Source organism: Grimontia sp. SpTr1 (genome assembly GCF_947387585.1).
Lineage (GTDB): Bacteria > Pseudomonadota > Gammaproteobacteria > Enterobacterales > Vibrionaceae > Enterovibrio > Enterovibrio indicus.
Genome location: NZ_CANDOD010000010.1, coordinates 189,624 through 204,374 on the forward strand (window position 1 = coordinate 189,624; position 14,751 = coordinate 204,374).

Sequence of the window (14,751 nt, forward strand, 5' to 3'; positions counted from 1 at the left end):
ACTTTCCTAATGGAAAGTATGAAAGCCTGCATTGGTGCCAACTTTCTGTTTTTGAACAATAAAAAAGCCGGCTTGCTTGCCGGCTTTTTCAGAGAAATCTAAGAGAAATTACTGGTACAGACCCAGATTTTCTTTTGCGTAAGCTTCGAAGTCTGTGAAACCACCTACGTGCTCTTGGTCAACGAAGATTTGTGGCACAGTTTCAACTGGCTTACCTACGGTTTTTTCAAGGTCAGCTTTGCTGATGCCTTCCGCGTGGATGTCTACATAACGGTAGTTGAAATCGTCACGCTCTTCTTTCAGTTTGTCAGCAAGATCCTTTGCACGAACACAGAATGGGCAACCTGGGCGACCAAAAATAACCACGAACATATTCATTTCCTTTCTTATTCAAATTGATTGGATGGTGCCATATAGGGAAGGTGCCCGTGGCTTTATCATCCGATTGGCAATAACTATGCCTCAAGCACTTGGCAGATAAAAGAAGGTTTTGTCTCTTAATTCAATCGAAATTATCTATCAATCGGAAAATGAACAGAGCGCGCATTTTTGAAAGGGTGTGATGGAGGCTGCACATGTTTAAAACGAAGCGGTTTTAACCTCAGAGTCTCTGCTTTGTATCAATTTTATATTCACTTAAGTGCGTAAATTGAGTGTTGAATTTTTTCGGTTTGAGGATCTGCTTTTCGTTTCTGACCAGATCCAGGGAGGTGCCATGTTTCAGTTTATGACCGCTACGCGGATTATTTTTGGTGAAGGCGCGCTCAACAATTCCTTCTCTATCTTCAATAACTACGGATACAGCGCGCTTGTTGTGACAGGGCGTGATGACCAACGTGCCGATCCATTACTCGCTTATCTTTCCCAGCAAAATATTCGTTATCAACGGCTCGCTGTGCACGACGAACCCCTCATTGCCATGGTGGAAGAAATGGCCGCTGCTGGGCGTTTGTTCAAACCTGATATGGTGATAGCGATAGGCGGTGGCAGCGTCATGGATGTGGGCAAGGCGTTGTCAGCACTCATTCCCAACCAAGGTAGTGTCTACGACTACGTGGAAGTCGTTGGGCGTGCATTGCCACTCACTGCCAAGCCACTGCCTTGTATTGCAATACCAACCACAGCCGGGACGGGTTCGGAAGTGACCCGCAATGCAGTGATGATTTCTGCCCAAGAGAACGTCAAAGCAGCAATTCGAAGTCCCGATCTGATTCCTGATGTCGCGATCATCGACCCGACGTTAACCTACGGCACAGAAAAATCGCTTTCGGCAAGATGCGGTATGGATGCATTCACTCATCTAATGGAAGCCTATGTCTGCGGTGAGCCGAACCCGTTGACCGATATGATATGCGAGGAAGGTTTACGCCGTCTGGCCCCGGCGATTATTCATGCCTGCGAAGATGACGACCCGAAAGCCCGCGCGGATATGGCATTTGCTTCCATGCTAGGTGGTATGGCGCAGTCAAACGCCAAATTAGGCGCAGCGCATGGTTTGGCTGCTGCACTGGGTGCGGTGTTGGATGCCCCACATGGAGCAATCACGGCACAACTTGCCCCTTATGTCATGGCAGAGAATATTCTTGCAGCACGTGAAGCAGGGCGTATCAGCCTGCTAAACCGCTACCGCCAGTTGGCTTGTATTCTGACTGGGCGAATGAATGCTGAGCCAAGTGATGGCATCGTGTGGGTACAGCGGATCCTGCGAAGGTTAGATCTTGAAACGCTTCCCCAGCTTGGTCTTTGCGACACCATGTTTGAAGAGGTAGCAGTATCAGCTCTGCGCTCAAGTTCGATTAAAGGTAACCCGTTGCCGCTAAGTGAAAGCCGCCTCATTCATATTCTTCAACAAGTCTGCCAATCTGCGAATCTCGAGGAGAGCTCAGATCCGGCCTAACCTAAAAAGCAAAAGACATAACGCAGTGGACACTTTAGGGCGTCCGCTTTGCAATTGGTTCTTGGCAGTTTGATAATGGTGTTATTCAGGAAGGCACAAACAGGAAGCAGCAATGACGCCGGCTATTGAAACCATTCTCTCTCACCGCTCGATAAGAAAATTTACCGACCAAGCAATCACGGATGAGCAACGCATTGCCATCATTGATAGTGCACGTGCTGCATCAACTTCCAGCTTTATTCAATGCACCAGCATTATTAGAGTCATCGACAAAGAGAAAAGGCAACTTCTGGCTGAATACGCTGGCAATCAGGCTTATGTTGCAGATGCTGCAGAGTTCTTCGTTTTCTGTGCTGACTTCAACCGACATTTACAAATCAAGCCGGATGCGCAAGTAGGCTTTGCCGAACAAACCTTGATTGGTGCGGTAGACGGCGCGTTGATGGCACAAAATGCATTGATAGCGGCTGAATCTTTGGGCTTGGGTGGCGTGTATATCGGTGGGCTTAGAAACAACCCTGATAAAGTGGCCAACCTTCTGAAACTGCCAGAGCAGGTGATTCCATTGTTTGGGCTTTGTCTTGGCTATCCTGCGCAAGATCCTGAAGTGAAACCTCGCTTGCCATCAGAGTTGGTCGTTCACACCGATGAGTATTCAGAGATGAATAAGACAATTTTGGAATCTTATGACGCCGAGGTGCGGGAGTATTACCGAACCCGCACTGGCGGCAACAAAGAGATGAGCTGGAGTGAGCAAATTTCCGGGACTCTCAGCAAAGAAGCGCGTCCGTTTATGAAAGCCTTTCTCGAAAGCAAAGGGTTCAGCACCAAGTAGTATTTTCTAAGAAGATGTCAGTGACCTTAATTTGGTCATCAAGGCATCAGAATATCGAAGTTTCATTGTATACATGTCTATCGCTCCGAGCCTTGATTGCAAAGGGACTCGGGGTGAGTACCTTTCTATTTTTCCACACGTTTTGTTACAACCGTTGAGTAATAATTCACCGCAGAAAAAACTTTTTTCGCGATAAACAAAAGTAGATGGTGATCACGCTCTCATTCCCTGATAGACTCCGCGCGCTTCTGTCATTCTCATCAAATTTGAAGAATGCCAAAAATAATTTATATCTTCGCAGTTTTGACTATTAATTCATCAATTTAGTGAATGAGTTACGCGGGGATGTTGGGTTGGGTGGCGCAGTAGGGGGCTTATGCCGGCGACACCTTTTATTAGTGAATTTATTGAGTCGTAACATGAACAAACTGAACAAAGCTACGGGCGTACTAGCAGCCGGTTTCTTTATCAATATGTGTATCGGCATCCTGTACGCGTGGTCTGTATTCAAGCAGTCACTGGTAGAGCAGGGTTGGTCGAACGCAGATGCATCTATGCCTTACACCGTTGCAACCATCTGTTTTGCACTTTCTCTGCTGGTGGCGGGTAACCTGCAAGACCGTATGGGTCCTCGTAAAGTTCTGATCCTGGGTACTATCATGGTTGGCATTGGCATGATCGTATCTAGCTTTGCTTCATCTCCTATGACTCTACTGCTGAGCTTCGGTGTGATCACCGGTTGTGGCATCGGCTTCGGCTACGCGTGTCTGTCTCCAGCGGCAATGAAGTGGTTCCACCCATCTAAGAAGGGCATGGTTAACGGTCTGATCGCAGCAGGCTTCGGTCTGGCAGCGGTATACCTGGCGCCACTGACTTCTATGCTGATTGAAGGTTACGGCGTTCAGCAAAGCTTCATGATCTTGGGTGTAGGTATTCTGGCTATCGCTGTTCCACTGGCGTGCACCATCAACAACCCACCTGCGGACTACACACCAGAAGCACCTGCTGGCTACGTAGCTAAAGCAGGCGCTGGCGACAACAACATGGGTTGGCGCGAAATGGTTAAGACTCCACAGTTCTACTCACTGTGGCTGATGTATGCTCTTGCATCTTCTGCGGGTCTGATGGTGATCGGTAACATCACTTCTATCGCGATTAACCAGTCTGATCTGACTCAAGTTGCGTTCCTGGTTGTTGTTCTGTCTATCTTCAACTCAGGCGGCCGTGTTGCAGCAGGTATCCTATCTGACAAGATTGGTGGTCTGAAAACTCTGATGTTGGCGTTCATCATGCAAGGCATCAACATGATGATGTTCGCTACCTACAACACTGAGTTCACTCTGATGGTAGGTGCGGCTGTTGCAGGCGTAGGTTACGGCACACTGCTGGCAGTATTCCCATCTATCACTGCTGACTACTATGGCCTGAAAAACTACGGCGGTAACTACGGCGTGCTTTACACCGCATGGGGTGTGAGTGGTTTCATTGGCCCTGTTGTTGCTGCAACCGCAGTAGACATGACCGGCAATTACGTGATGGCATACACCATCTGTGCAGCAATGCTGGCTGTAGCAGTTGTTCTATCTTTCATTACTAAACCAGTGAAAGCAGAAGCAGCAAACGCGCAGAAAGTTGCAGCGTAATCGCTAGCTACCAACTATTTGGAAGCCCGCTTTATGCGGGCTTTTTTGTATCCTGACCTTCCAGAACTCATCATTTTTATCCCTCTTTATCGCATCAGTAATGCCCCCCAATTGAGATGCAAATCCGAGGTCTGACCTTAGACCAGAGCTGATAATGTGTTCCACGGGTGAGACTTTATGAGACATTCTAAAGTCGCAACTTTCTTAAGGTAATTGAACGCTGTTCTAAATCAGTGCCAATAAGTGATTGATAATAAAACGCCGTTCAATAACAGTGATGAATAACTGGTCAGATTTGTTGGTTTATTCAGGCATTTTTGAATAGAAAACACTGTTTGATTGTTCAGTTTGCATTGGCTAGGTTGTGTTCACCACTCGAATACCAGGAGGGTATTAACATGCATTCAGTGGATTCAACCTGTATTAAAAACAGTGAGCGTGAACAGATAGCTAAGATTCAGGCGGGGCACCCGTTAGCCCGCAACTACTTCGACCAACTGGTCGCGAGCTACCTTTCACCATTACATCGTCGATGCATGGCATGGTTAGGTTGTCCTTATGACGCGGATGACGTGTTGCAAGAAACCTTGGTGCGGAGTTTCCGCTACATCCACGCCTATCGCGGCGAAGCTGCATTCAGAAGCTGGTTATATGCAATTGCAGACAATCAGTGCAGAAGCTATTTGAAGAAGCGTGCGACACACTCGCAACGTTTCGTTTCAGACGAGTTGCAAGAGGAAGTTGGCGTTGAAGAGAAGTGTCCTGTGACCTCAGAACAGGGTATTTCAAATTCAGTGCAATCATTGGCTAAAACCGCACAGGAAATCCTTGTGCTGCGTTTTGAACATGACCTCTCGCTCGAAGAAATCAGTAACGTCCTCGGCCTTGGCCTGAGTGCGACGAAAATGCGTCTTTACCGCGCCATTGATGCGGCAGAGAAGCATGTACTGAAGAACGAGGAGGGCCTGCTTGCAACGGCTTGAAATTCGAATAGCAAATCGTGAATAAAGAAAACCGCCAACTTGGGCGGTTTTCTTTTTTGTACCTTAAGGTCAAATGACCCCAGTCACCAGAACGGGATTAGCAAATCACTTTGATTGCCAGACCACCCTGAGAGGTTTCGCGGTACTTCGCGTTCATGTCTTTACCGGTTTCCAGCATGGTTTCGATAACCTTGTCCAGAGACACGCGTGGCTCAGAAGAGCGGCGCAGCGCCATACGGGTAGAGTTGATCGCTTTCATGGCAGCAATACCGTTACGCTCGATACAAGGAACCTGTACTTGACCTGCAACAGGGTCGCACGTCAGACCCAGGTTGTGCTCCATGCCGATTTCAGCAGCGATACATACCTGCTGTGGGCTACCGCCCATCAGCTCAGCCAGACCTGCTGCCGCCATTGAACAGGCAACACCAACTTCACCCTGACAACCTACTTCAGCACCAGAGATAGACGCATTTTGCTTGTACAGGCCACCAATCGCGCCAGATACTGCGAAGTAACGGGTGTATTCACGTGGGCTCACGGTTTGGATGAACTTGTCATAGTACGCCAGAACCGCTGGGATGATGCCACACGCGCCATTAGTTGGTGCGGTTACAACACGGCCGCCAGCTGCGTTTTCTTCATTAACTGCAAACGCGAACATGTTTACCCAGTCAACCACTGCCATTGGGTCGTTTGAGAACTTCTCAGTAGACAGAAGCTGTTGGCGGAGCGCTGCCGCACGGCGTGGAACACGCAGTGGACCAGGCAATACGCCTTCGTTGTTCATGCCGCGATCCAAACACTCACGCATGGTGCGCCATACGTTACCGAAGTAGGTTTCGATTTCATCTTCAGTGTGCATTGCACGCATGTTTGCCATCACAACTGCACTGATTGACAGGCCAGTCTCTTTACAATGGTTCAGCAGTTCTTCCGCGCTGTTGAATTCATAAGGAACAGCGACTTTATTTTCGTCTTCTTTGCCGAAGTTCTCTTCATCAACAATAAAACCACCGCCGATAGAGTAGTAAGTCTTGGCGTAGGCTTTCTCTTCACCAGACCATGCAGTGATGGTCATGCCATTTTCGTGCAGAGGCAGGTTAGTGGTGTGGAAGTTCATGCCGCCTTCACGTGGGAAGTCGACAGTGTGAAGTTGGATACCTACTGGCAGACGTTCGGTTTCTTCAACACGCGCGATGAAGCCAGGAATGCTGTCGATATCAACGTTCTCTGGAGAGTTGCCCGCCAGACCCATGATAATAGCCACATCAGTGTGGTGACCTTTACCGGTCAGGGACAGAGAGCCATAGACATCCACAGTGATCTTGGTGATGTCCTGCAGTTTCTCCATGCGGGTCAGATCGTCGATGAATGATTTACCGGCTTTCATAGGGCCAACAGTGTGCGAGCTGGAAGGACCTACGCCGATTTTGTAGATATCAAAAACGCTGATCATGTGTCATACCTCAGTCAATGCCCGTGGTTTACGTGGACGGGCATTTGGATTAATTCGTTTATATCCATCCGTGGAGGTGACATTTTGCTGAGCCGATATACCCTAGGTTTTGCTGACCTTAAATGTTAGGTATTTACCTTTCCGTGGCTCAGTGAAAAAAGCAAAAAAGAGCAAGGAATTTAAGCATCCTTGCTCTTTTGGGGCTGTGCATTCTACACGATTTATTAGGCGATGAAACCGTACATAATCGCTGAAATCGCTACCATACCCATGAAAGTGACGAAGATGTTGCTCGCCTTACCGCCGTACTTCTGCATAGACGGTACTTTCTTGATAGCGTACATCGGCATGATGAACAGAATGGTCGCGATGATAGGGCCACCCAGTGATTCAATCATACCCAGAATGCTTGGGTTGATGGTTGCAACAATCCAGCTGGTGATGATAACGAATGCCACGGTGAACATATCGATTTTCTTCATGTTCACTTGCTTACCGCGAGAGCGCAGTTGCTTGATGATGATACCGTTCAGACCTTCACGTGCACCCATGTAGTGACCGAAGAAAGAAGACACGATAGCAACGAAGGCAACAACTGGACCCAGGTAAGAGATGAATGGGCTTTCGTGTTTGTTCGCCAGGTAAGACAGAACCGCCAGGTTTTGTGCTTTCGCTTCCGCCAGATCAGCAGGTGTCAGGCTCAGAACACAAGAGAACACGAACAGCATGACGAAACCAAGCAGCATGCCCGAGGTGCGGAACAGGATTTGGTTTGATTTACGCTCAGCGTTGTCGCCGTAGTCGCGAGTTTGTGCCATAGAGAACGCAGAGATCGCAGGGCTGTGGTTGAATGCGAAAACCAGAACTGGGATAGAGATCCACAGGGTTGTCATGAAATCACCCGCTGTAGGAATTTGCTGCAGTGCAGACATGTTCCAATCAGGGATCAGGTAGATAGACATGAACAGCAGGATGGCAACCAGAGGGTAAACCAGGAACTGAGTCACTTTCAGCATCAGTTTCTCACCCGCCAGCATCACTGACATCATACCCATGATAAGGATGATAGACAGAACAGCGCGTGGCAGAGATTCCATGCCAAGCTGGTTAACCATGAAAGAGTCAACAGTGTTGGTGATACCAACGCCGTAAATCAGAACGATCGGGTAAATCGCGAAAAAGTAAAGCAGAGTGATGAGTTTACCCGCAGTCGCGCCGAAGTGCTCTTCAACCACTTCAGTGATGTCGCTGCCTGGCTTCTTAGAAGACAGAACGAAACGTGCAAGGCCACGGTGAGCCAGATAAGTCATAGGACCAACCAAGATTGCCAGGGCAACCAGAGGCCAGAAACCGTTCAGACCAGCGTTAATAGGAAGGAACAGAATACCTGCACCTACCGCTGTACCAAACAGAGATAGCATCCAGGTGGTGTCTTGAGCAGACCACTTCATTTTGTCTGCGCTCGAAGTCGTGCTTGACTGAGTTTGCATCGTTTAATCACCAAAAATAATACGGAACAGATCGGGAACTGATGCGTATTGTTTACATTTTTTCACTGTAAACTGTGATGGAGATCATTTTTGTGGCAACAATATTTCGTGCGACGAATTTATTTGATCTCACTACATTCACATTTTTTATGGTTTAAAAACGTTGTTTAAAGACCTTAAAAATAGTTGAGGTATTAAAAATTAGTTTAGGGAAAGTTGCTGGCTGAGGGCATGAAGTATCTGAGCCGTAACACCCCAGATCAGGTGGTTTTCATAGCTCATGGCGTAGATGTGGTAGGTGTTACCACGAACATGGAAAGGTTGCTTGGTGATGGCATCGCGTCTCAAAAATTGAGCGAGTGGCACCTCAAAAAGGCTGTGAACCTCATTGGCATCCAGTACGGGTGTGTAATCGGCATCCACAAAAGCGATAACAGGCGTAACAAGGTAGCCGCTGACGGTTGGAAGTGGCGTTAAACAGCCAAGAAGATGCGCTCTGTCAGTGGTGACGCCAATCTCTTCTTCCATTTCACGAATCGCCGTTTCGACGATATCCGTGTCCGATTCTTCGACTTTACCGCCGGGGAAGCTAATTTGGCCTGGGTGATGTTTCAAGTGCGTTGCACGTTTGGTCAACAGGACATGCAGTTCGCCATCACGTTCTGCAAGGGCGATCATCACAGCTGCAGGACGAAGATCTGGTGATCCTTCCCGACGCATGGCATCGGTCGCACGTTGAATCACGCGTTTGTCGTAATGGTAACTGGGGCTCAGGCTAAAACGTTGTACTAACCAATGGCGGGATAGGGGACGCATCGGGCTTTGGCGCGTCTGATGCGCCAGAATGGCCGGTTGCTGTAGCGAGGTGTTTTCCATCCATGGTGTTTTTAACATGCGTCTTACCTACTTCTGAATGCGCTGTACCGCCTCTTATGAAGACAGCACAGGAAGAATCCGACTGAGCTTGTCGAGCGTTTCCTGATACTCCGAAGCCGCCTCACTGTCTGCGACCACGCCGCCGCCAGCCCAAGCATAAATGTACTGCTGATGGCAGACCAGCGTACGAATCGTAATGCTGGTGTCCATGGTGCCGCAACGACTCAAGTAGCCAATGCTGCCACAGTAAATGCTGCGTCGATGCGGCTCCAGTTCCTCGATGATCTCCATCGCGCGTACTTTAGGAGCGCCGGTTATCGAGCCTCCGGGGAAACAGGCACGGAGCAAATCTTCACCGTGCTTATTATCAGAAAGTGTTCCCGTTACGGTACTGACCATATGATGGACGGCTGGAAATGTCTCAATATCAAAAAGTTTAGGTACATTTACCGAACCTGGCGAGGCGACTCGGCCAATATCGTTGCGAAGAAGGTCAACAATCATCAGGTTTTCGGCGCGATCTTTCTGTGCGTTCTTCAGGCAATGAATGTTTGCCGCATCCACTGCAGCGTCGTTGTGACGAGGGCGGGTGCCTTTAATTGGCTTGGTTTCAATCTCTCTGCCGTGAAGCTGCAAGAAACGCTCTGGAGAGACAGAAAGAATGGCAGAGTCTTCCAAACGAATAAAACCGGAGAAGGGCGCACCATTGGTTTTGGCCAGCTTTTGATAGGCTTCCCACTCGCTACCCTGATAAGGCGCTTCAAAGCGTTGGGCAAGATTGATTTGGTAACAATCACCCGACTTGAGATACGCCTGCACACGGTCGAACTTCTCTTCATAGGTTTCTGGCGTCATGTTTGCCTGCCATTCACCTTTCAAAGAGAATGCTAAGGCTTCTGCTTCCTGATGGTCTTCCAGCCATGCCAGTCTGTTTTCACCTTCAGGCTGGATCAGCACAAGCTTTTTCTCTTTATGGTCTGCAATCACTGCCCAGTCATAAATACCCACAGCCATATCTGGAATGTCGATATCGCGGGTCGCCAGCTCAGGCAGAGTTTCTACCTGACGGCCAAGGTCATAAGCGAAATAACCCAAAGCCCCGCCAAGGAATGGCCAAGGTGCGATAGGCTCAGTGCGGGGTAAAAGGGAAAGCTGAAGTGCGTGCAACTCTTCGAACGGATCCGTCTCGCTGGATGCGGTGCGACCGTCACGATACCAAATGCGGTTGATGCCGTTTTCACTGCAAAGCGTCGCGATGGGGTCCGCCACTAGAATATCAAAGCGGTTATCCGGATGTTTTTCCGCTGCAGACTGCAGCAGCATTGCCCAAGATTGGGATTCAATACGGGAAAAAAGCGACGTGAGTGCTGATGGCGAGTACTCAAGAAACTGCAGAGTGATAGGCATTCGTCTCGATTCGGTCATTTTCGTGTTTTTGTGATCGGCATTGAAGCGTCTGTTGGCGCTAAATCGGCCGTAAGAGTATCATAATCGTGGCTTTTAAAGCTAAGTTTGGAAAGTGAAAAATCAAGCGGCGAAAAGTCATTCGCCCAATCAAGGACGCGAGAGGGTCGCTTCTCTGGCAAAGCTGCCGAATAAGAGAAAGCGGCCTACTATTTTGTAATACCTATTCGTAATACAAAGCTCGACTGGAAGCACTGTTTAGCCCGCATTGATAAGTGAGCGAACAGCGCCAAGGAATCATAAAAATTAAAGAGGCAACTATGACTGTCATTCGTAAGGAAGATGTCATCGACAGTGTCGCTGACGCCCTACAGTACATCTCCTACTATCACCCTATCGATTTTGTTCAGGCCCTCGAAAAGGCGTACGAAAAAGAGCAAAGCCAAGCGGCTAAAGACGCCATCGCCCAAATTCTGATCAACTCCCGCATGTCGGCAGAAGGCAAACGCCCAATCTGTCAGGACACTGGCATTGTGACCTGCTTCGTGAATATCGGCATGGATGTTCAGTGGGAAAGCGACCTCACTGTACAACAAATGGTCGATGAAGGCGTACGCCGCGCATACAACAACCCTGACAACCCACTGCGTGCCTCTGTGGTTGCAGACCCTGCGGGTACCCGTAAGAACACCAAAGACAACACTCCAGCGGTAGTTCACATCAACATGGTGCCGGGCGACAAAGTAGAAATTCAAATCGCGGCGAAAGGCGGCGGTTCTGAAAACAAAACCAAGATGGTAATGCTCAACCCATCTGACGATGTAGCGGCATGGGTAGAGAAAACCCTGCCAACCATGGGCGCAGGCTGGTGTCCACCGGGCATGCTGGGTATTGGTATCGGCGGTACGGCAGAGAAAGCGGCCGTGCTGGCAAAAGAATCCCTGATGGAACACATCGACATTCAAGAGCTGATTGACCGTGGTCCAGAAAACGCAGAAGAAGAGCTTCGTCTTGATATCTTCAACCGCGTGAACAAACTGGGTATCGGCGCTCAAGGCCTTGGTGGCTTAACCACAGTAGTTGATGTGAAAATCAAAACCGCGCCAACGCACGCAGCGTCTAAACCTGTTTGCTTGATCCCTAACTGTGCCGCGACTCGCCACGTTCATTTCACCCTTGATGGTTCAGGCCCAGCTGACCTTCAGCCGCCAAAACTGGAAGAGTGGCCAGAAGTCACCTGGGAAGTCGGCGAAAACGTTCGCCGTGCAAACCTGGATGAAGTCACCAAAGAAGACATCCAAGAGTGGAAGACAGGTGAAACGGTTCTGCTTTCAGGCAAGATCCTGACCGGTCGTGACGCAGCACACAAACGTATTCAGGAAATGCTGAACAGCGGTCAAGGTCTGCCAGACGGCGTGGACTTCAACGGACGCTTCATCTACTACGTAGGCCCTGTAGATGCAGTGGGCGATGAAGCTGTTGGCCCTGCAGGCCCAACCACTTCAACCCGTATGGACAAGTTCACTGACATGATGCTGAGCGAAACCGGTCTTATCGGCATGATTGGTAAAGCAGAGCGTGGCCCTGCAACGGTTGAATCTATCAAAGAACACAAAGCGGTATACCTGATGGCTGTTGGCGGCGCTGCTTACCTTGTTGCTAAAGCCATCAAGAAAGCACGTGTTGTAGCGTTTGAAGATTTGGGTATGGAAGCGATTTACGAATTTGACGTCGTTGATATGCCAGTGACCGTTGCCGTCGATTCGCGCGGTGACAATGCCCACCAAATCGGCCCAGACACCTGGAAGGTGAAAATCGCCGAAATGGAAGGCTAAGCCCAAACGGCATCTGCTTGAAAACCAATAAAACCGCGGCCTAGGCCGCGGTTTTTGTTTGCCGATTGCTTGAGGTTGATCGTAGAAGTATTGCCACAATTTCTATTGGGGTGCCCAGTTTATTAGTATTTCGCTCAGTTTGATTACTGGGCTAAATGCGCAGCGGCGGTAGCGTGACTAAATGGAAGATAGGGGACTTTTCACTCCGTTAGCGCCATTCTGAAGAATATGTGTATAAATCTGTGTGGTTCGAACATCACTATGCCCTAGTTGAGATTGTACAGTTCTTATATCTGCGCCTGATTGCAAAAGATGAGTGGCGAAAGAGTGTCTAAGAGTATGAGGGGTTACGTGCTTTTGGATGTTTGCTTTTCTTGCGCAATCTCTAAGTGAGCGCTGGAGTTGCTTTTCGTGTAAGTGGTGCCGCCTTATAGCGCCTGTTTCTGGATCCACGCTCAATTTGGAAGAAGGGAACAAAAACTGCCAAGGTTGCTTTTTACGTTCAGACGCATATTTGATTCTGAGTCGGTTTGGCATCCAGACACCTTCGTAATATGGATTATCAATATCGAGTTTCAGCAGACGTTCAACGATGTTTATCTGTTCTTTTAGTGGTGCAATCAATTCTGGCGCTAAGGTTACAATACGGTTCTTTGAACCTTTACCGTCAAACACCCTAATGCATCGATAATCGAAATCGATATCTTTGATACGCAGCCTCATGCATTCCATTAAACGCAACCCACTCCCATACATAAGAGCAACTGGCAGATAATGATTGGCGGGACAGTGAGAAAGTAGGGTTTTTACCTCACTTTGTGTCAAAACAACAGGCAACTTCTGTTTTCTTTTGCTGGATGCAAAGTCTAATGAAATCGAAAGTGGGGTCTTGATAAAATCCCTATAGAGGAACACTAACGCGTTTAAAGCGAGGGATTGTGTATTAGCAGCGACATTTTTCTGGTTCGCAAGGAAGCTCAAATAATTTTCGACTTCCAGATCTCCCATTTTTGAAGGGTGTGTCATGTTGTTATGGCGTATGAAGTCGGTAATCCAATAGATATATGCCTTTACCGTTTTTTGTGAATAGTGCTTTGTGTACATCATTTCTTGAACTGCACTGAGGAAGGGAGATTTCATTCTTGTTCAACCTATACTGTTTTTACATACAGTTATGGCTGTTAGTTCTTGAATGCAACTAAAAAGACATTTTGTCCTTTTCCTACATTTTGTTTTTGTGTGGGCGGAAGAAATTTTATGAAAACAACATTTTAGTCAATGGTAGAATCAGTGCGCTTGTTGTTAAAAGACAAAATGTCGTGATTAAACAGGACATTTTGTCATCTAATACAATGTTAGTTTGCAAGAGGAAAAACGCGCCTATATCGCAAGATCTAGTGGTAAAAGCTTAAAGTCGAAATTGTCTTGTCGGCATTCAATTTCAGTGTTAACTAGCGTGGTGTAAACTCAAAATTGGTATTGTTTCAACGGTTGATTTGTTCTTTGGTGCGGAGACTTTTGGGTTAACTGAGTTGAACTTTTTTGCTGAAACTCTGCTCGTTGAGTTTGTTGGTATAAAAGCCGATCTACTCGCTGAAATGACGCTTTCTTTGGTGTGGCAAGTTCCACGTGGTTTCAGTGACTTTGTTGAAAGTCCGCATTGTGAAATTGGTTTTCCAAAAGCGCTTTTTGGTGTTGTGAGTTCGTTTTCTGTGGCGTTGTTTGTTCCAAGTGGTTTCATTGACTAGCTGCTTTGAGACTAAGCCTGACTTAAGTGCATCAAAGCACATAATGCTTGTTGTTTGCAAAGTTTAAAATATCGTAAAATCAACGTTTTGGGTTTGCAAACTAACAAACTGCTCAAGAGGGATTCGCAACGCGTGGCATTTTTACTATGCGTTGATTTTAGTGATTAAGGCGGTTTGCGGCGGCTTTTGTATTGCGTTGCTCACCCCTTAGCAGGGCGTTAGGCGATATGAGTAATAATCAATATTGAGGAAAGAGATATGACAACATTCTTTGTCGTTGTTAAAGATTTAGATAAGGGTATATTTTCAGTGCATGGACCGGTATCTGATGACACAGCTATCACGAAATTAGTATGTGATGCACAAGATACGGGTCGTCAAATCAATTGTGAGGCTACGAGTGCATATAAGTCCTTCAGTGAACTAAGAGTATCGGTTGAGAAAAGCTTAGGGCTCAAATTTAGCGAAGAGTCAGTACTGTAATTACTATTCCGACGCATCGCCTAACACATATGAGCCCTTCTCCGGTCAATAGGCAATAGTATTCTTTTGGCTGCGCCAGCAGCCAATTCTCTCGAACA

At 47.8% G+C, this 14,751-nt stretch carries 13 protein-coding genes; 7 read left to right on the plus strand and 6 right to left on the minus strand.

What is annotated here, in order from left to right:
* Positions 1 to 108: 108 nt before the first annotated feature.
* Positions 109 to 372, minus strand: coding sequence for a GrxA family glutaredoxin (locus QL223_RS15510; protein ID WP_002541354.1), 264 nt, complete (start codon positions 370 to 372; stop codon positions 109 to 111).
* A 343-nt stretch (positions 373 to 715) separates the two neighbouring features.
* Here QL223_RS15510 and QL223_RS15515 point away from each other — a divergent pair, with 343 nt between their 5' ends.
* The 4 genes from QL223_RS15515 to QL223_RS15530 all read left to right on the plus strand — a co-directional run bounded on the left by QL223_RS15515 (position 716) and on the right by QL223_RS15530 (position 5,358).
* A complete protein-coding gene (locus tag QL223_RS15515; protein WP_281545230.1) occupies positions 716 to 1,897 on the plus strand; it encodes an iron-containing alcohol dehydrogenase in 1,182 nt (393 codons plus the stop codon).
* Positions 1,898 to 2,009: 112 nt separating this feature from the next.
* Complete coding sequence (nfsA, locus tag QL223_RS15520) at positions 2,010 to 2,732, plus strand: oxygen-insensitive NADPH nitroreductase (RefSeq protein ID WP_002541356.1); 723 nt, start codon at positions 2,010 to 2,012, stop codon at positions 2,730 to 2,732.
* 419 nt (positions 2,733 to 3,151) lie between these two features.
* Positions 3,152 to 4,375 carry an OFA family MFS transporter gene (locus tag QL223_RS15525; RefSeq protein WP_002541357.1) on the plus strand — a complete coding sequence of 408 codons (1,224 nt, stop codon included), beginning with the start codon at positions 3,152 to 3,154 and terminating at the stop codon, positions 4,373 to 4,375.
* Positions 4,376 to 4,773: 398 nt separating this feature from the next.
* Positions 4,774 to 5,358: an RNA polymerase sigma factor gene (locus tag QL223_RS15530; RefSeq protein ID WP_002541358.1), complete on the plus strand. Its 585-nt coding sequence runs from the start codon at positions 4,774 to 4,776 to the stop codon at positions 5,356 to 5,358.
* A gap of 97 nt (positions 5,359 to 5,455) precedes the next feature.
* Here QL223_RS15530 and QL223_RS15535 read toward each other — a convergent pair whose 3' ends face one another.
* The 4 genes from QL223_RS15535 to pabB form a co-directional block, all read right to left on the minus strand.
* Positions 5,456 to 6,817, minus strand: a complete 1,362-nt coding sequence (locus QL223_RS15535; protein ID WP_002541359.1) for an L-serine ammonia-lyase — start codon at positions 6,815 to 6,817, stop codon at positions 5,456 to 5,458.
* Between the two features lie 224 nt (positions 6,818 to 7,041).
* Complete coding sequence (locus QL223_RS15540; RefSeq protein WP_002541361.1) at positions 7,042 to 8,307, minus strand: serine/threonine transporter; 1,266 nt, start codon at positions 8,305 to 8,307, stop codon at positions 7,042 to 7,044.
* 201 nt (positions 8,308 to 8,508) lie between these two features.
* Entirely contained in the window at positions 8,509 to 9,201 is a 693-nt protein-coding gene (locus tag QL223_RS15545) for a CoA pyrophosphatase (RefSeq protein WP_002541362.1), read from the minus strand.
* A gap of 36 nt (positions 9,202 to 9,237) precedes the next feature.
* Entirely contained in the window at positions 9,238 to 10,590 is a 1,353-nt protein-coding gene (pabB, locus tag QL223_RS15550; protein ID WP_002541363.1) for an aminodeoxychorismate synthase component I, read from the minus strand.
* Positions 10,591 to 10,907: 317 nt separating this feature from the next.
* Between pabB and QL223_RS15555 the strand changes: the two genes are divergently transcribed.
* Complete coding sequence (locus tag QL223_RS15555; protein WP_002541364.1) at positions 10,908 to 12,422, plus strand: fumarate hydratase; 1,515 nt, start codon at positions 10,908 to 10,910, stop codon at positions 12,420 to 12,422.
* A 177-nt stretch (positions 12,423 to 12,599) separates the two neighbouring features.
* Here QL223_RS15555 and QL223_RS15560 read toward each other — a convergent pair whose 3' ends face one another.
* Positions 12,600 to 13,562, minus strand: coding sequence for an integron integrase (locus QL223_RS15560; RefSeq protein WP_002541365.1), 963 nt, complete (start codon positions 13,560 to 13,562; stop codon positions 12,600 to 12,602).
* A 356-nt stretch (positions 13,563 to 13,918) separates the two neighbouring features.
* Between QL223_RS15560 and QL223_RS15565 the strand changes: the two genes are divergently transcribed.
* A complete protein-coding gene (locus tag QL223_RS15565) occupies positions 13,919 to 14,170 on the plus strand; it encodes a hypothetical protein (protein WP_002541366.1) in 252 nt (83 codons plus the stop codon).
* A gap of 258 nt (positions 14,171 to 14,428) precedes the next feature.
* Positions 14,429 to 14,653: a hypothetical protein gene (locus QL223_RS15575; protein WP_039850426.1), complete on the plus strand. Its 225-nt coding sequence runs from the start codon at positions 14,429 to 14,431 to the stop codon at positions 14,651 to 14,653.
* The last annotated feature ends 98 nt before the right edge of the window (positions 14,654 to 14,751 follow it).

Excerpts from the sequence above, each read along its gene's own strand:
- QL223_RS15510 (WP_002541354.1), bottom strand. The coding sequence starts at position 372 with ATGTTCGTGGTTATTTTTGGTCGCCCAGGTTGCCCATTCTGTGTTCGT.
- QL223_RS15515 (WP_281545230.1), top strand. The coding sequence starts at position 716 with ATGTTTCAGTTTATGACCGCTACGCGGATTATTTTTGGTGAAGGCGCG.
- nfsA (WP_002541356.1), top strand. The coding sequence starts at position 2,010 with ATGACGCCGGCTATTGAAACCATTCTCTCTCACCGCTCGATAAGAAAA.
- QL223_RS15525 (WP_002541357.1), top strand. The coding sequence starts at position 3,152 with ATGAACAAACTGAACAAAGCTACGGGCGTACTAGCAGCCGGTTTCTTT.
- QL223_RS15530 (WP_002541358.1), top strand. The coding sequence starts at position 4,774 with ATGCATTCAGTGGATTCAACCTGTATTAAAAACAGTGAGCGTGAACAG.
- QL223_RS15535 (WP_002541359.1), bottom strand. The coding sequence starts at position 6,817 with ATGATCAGCGTTTTTGATATCTACAAAATCGGCGTAGGTCCTTCCAGC.
- QL223_RS15540 (WP_002541361.1), bottom strand. The coding sequence starts at position 8,307 with ATGCAAACTCAGTCAAGCACGACTTCGAGCGCAGACAAAATGAAGTGG.
- QL223_RS15545 (WP_002541362.1), bottom strand. The coding sequence starts at position 9,201 with ATGTTAAAAACACCATGGATGGAAAACACCTCGCTACAGCAACCGGCC.
- pabB (WP_002541363.1), bottom strand. The coding sequence starts at position 10,590 with ATGCCTATCACTCTGCAGTTTCTTGAGTACTCGCCATCAGCACTCACG.
- QL223_RS15555 (WP_002541364.1), top strand. The coding sequence starts at position 10,908 with ATGACTGTCATTCGTAAGGAAGATGTCATCGACAGTGTCGCTGACGCC.
- QL223_RS15560 (WP_002541365.1), bottom strand. The coding sequence starts at position 13,562 with ATGAAATCTCCCTTCCTCAGTGCAGTTCAAGAAATGATGTACACAAAG.
- QL223_RS15575 (WP_039850426.1), top strand. The coding sequence starts at position 14,429 with ATGACAACATTCTTTGTCGTTGTTAAAGATTTAGATAAGGGTATATTT.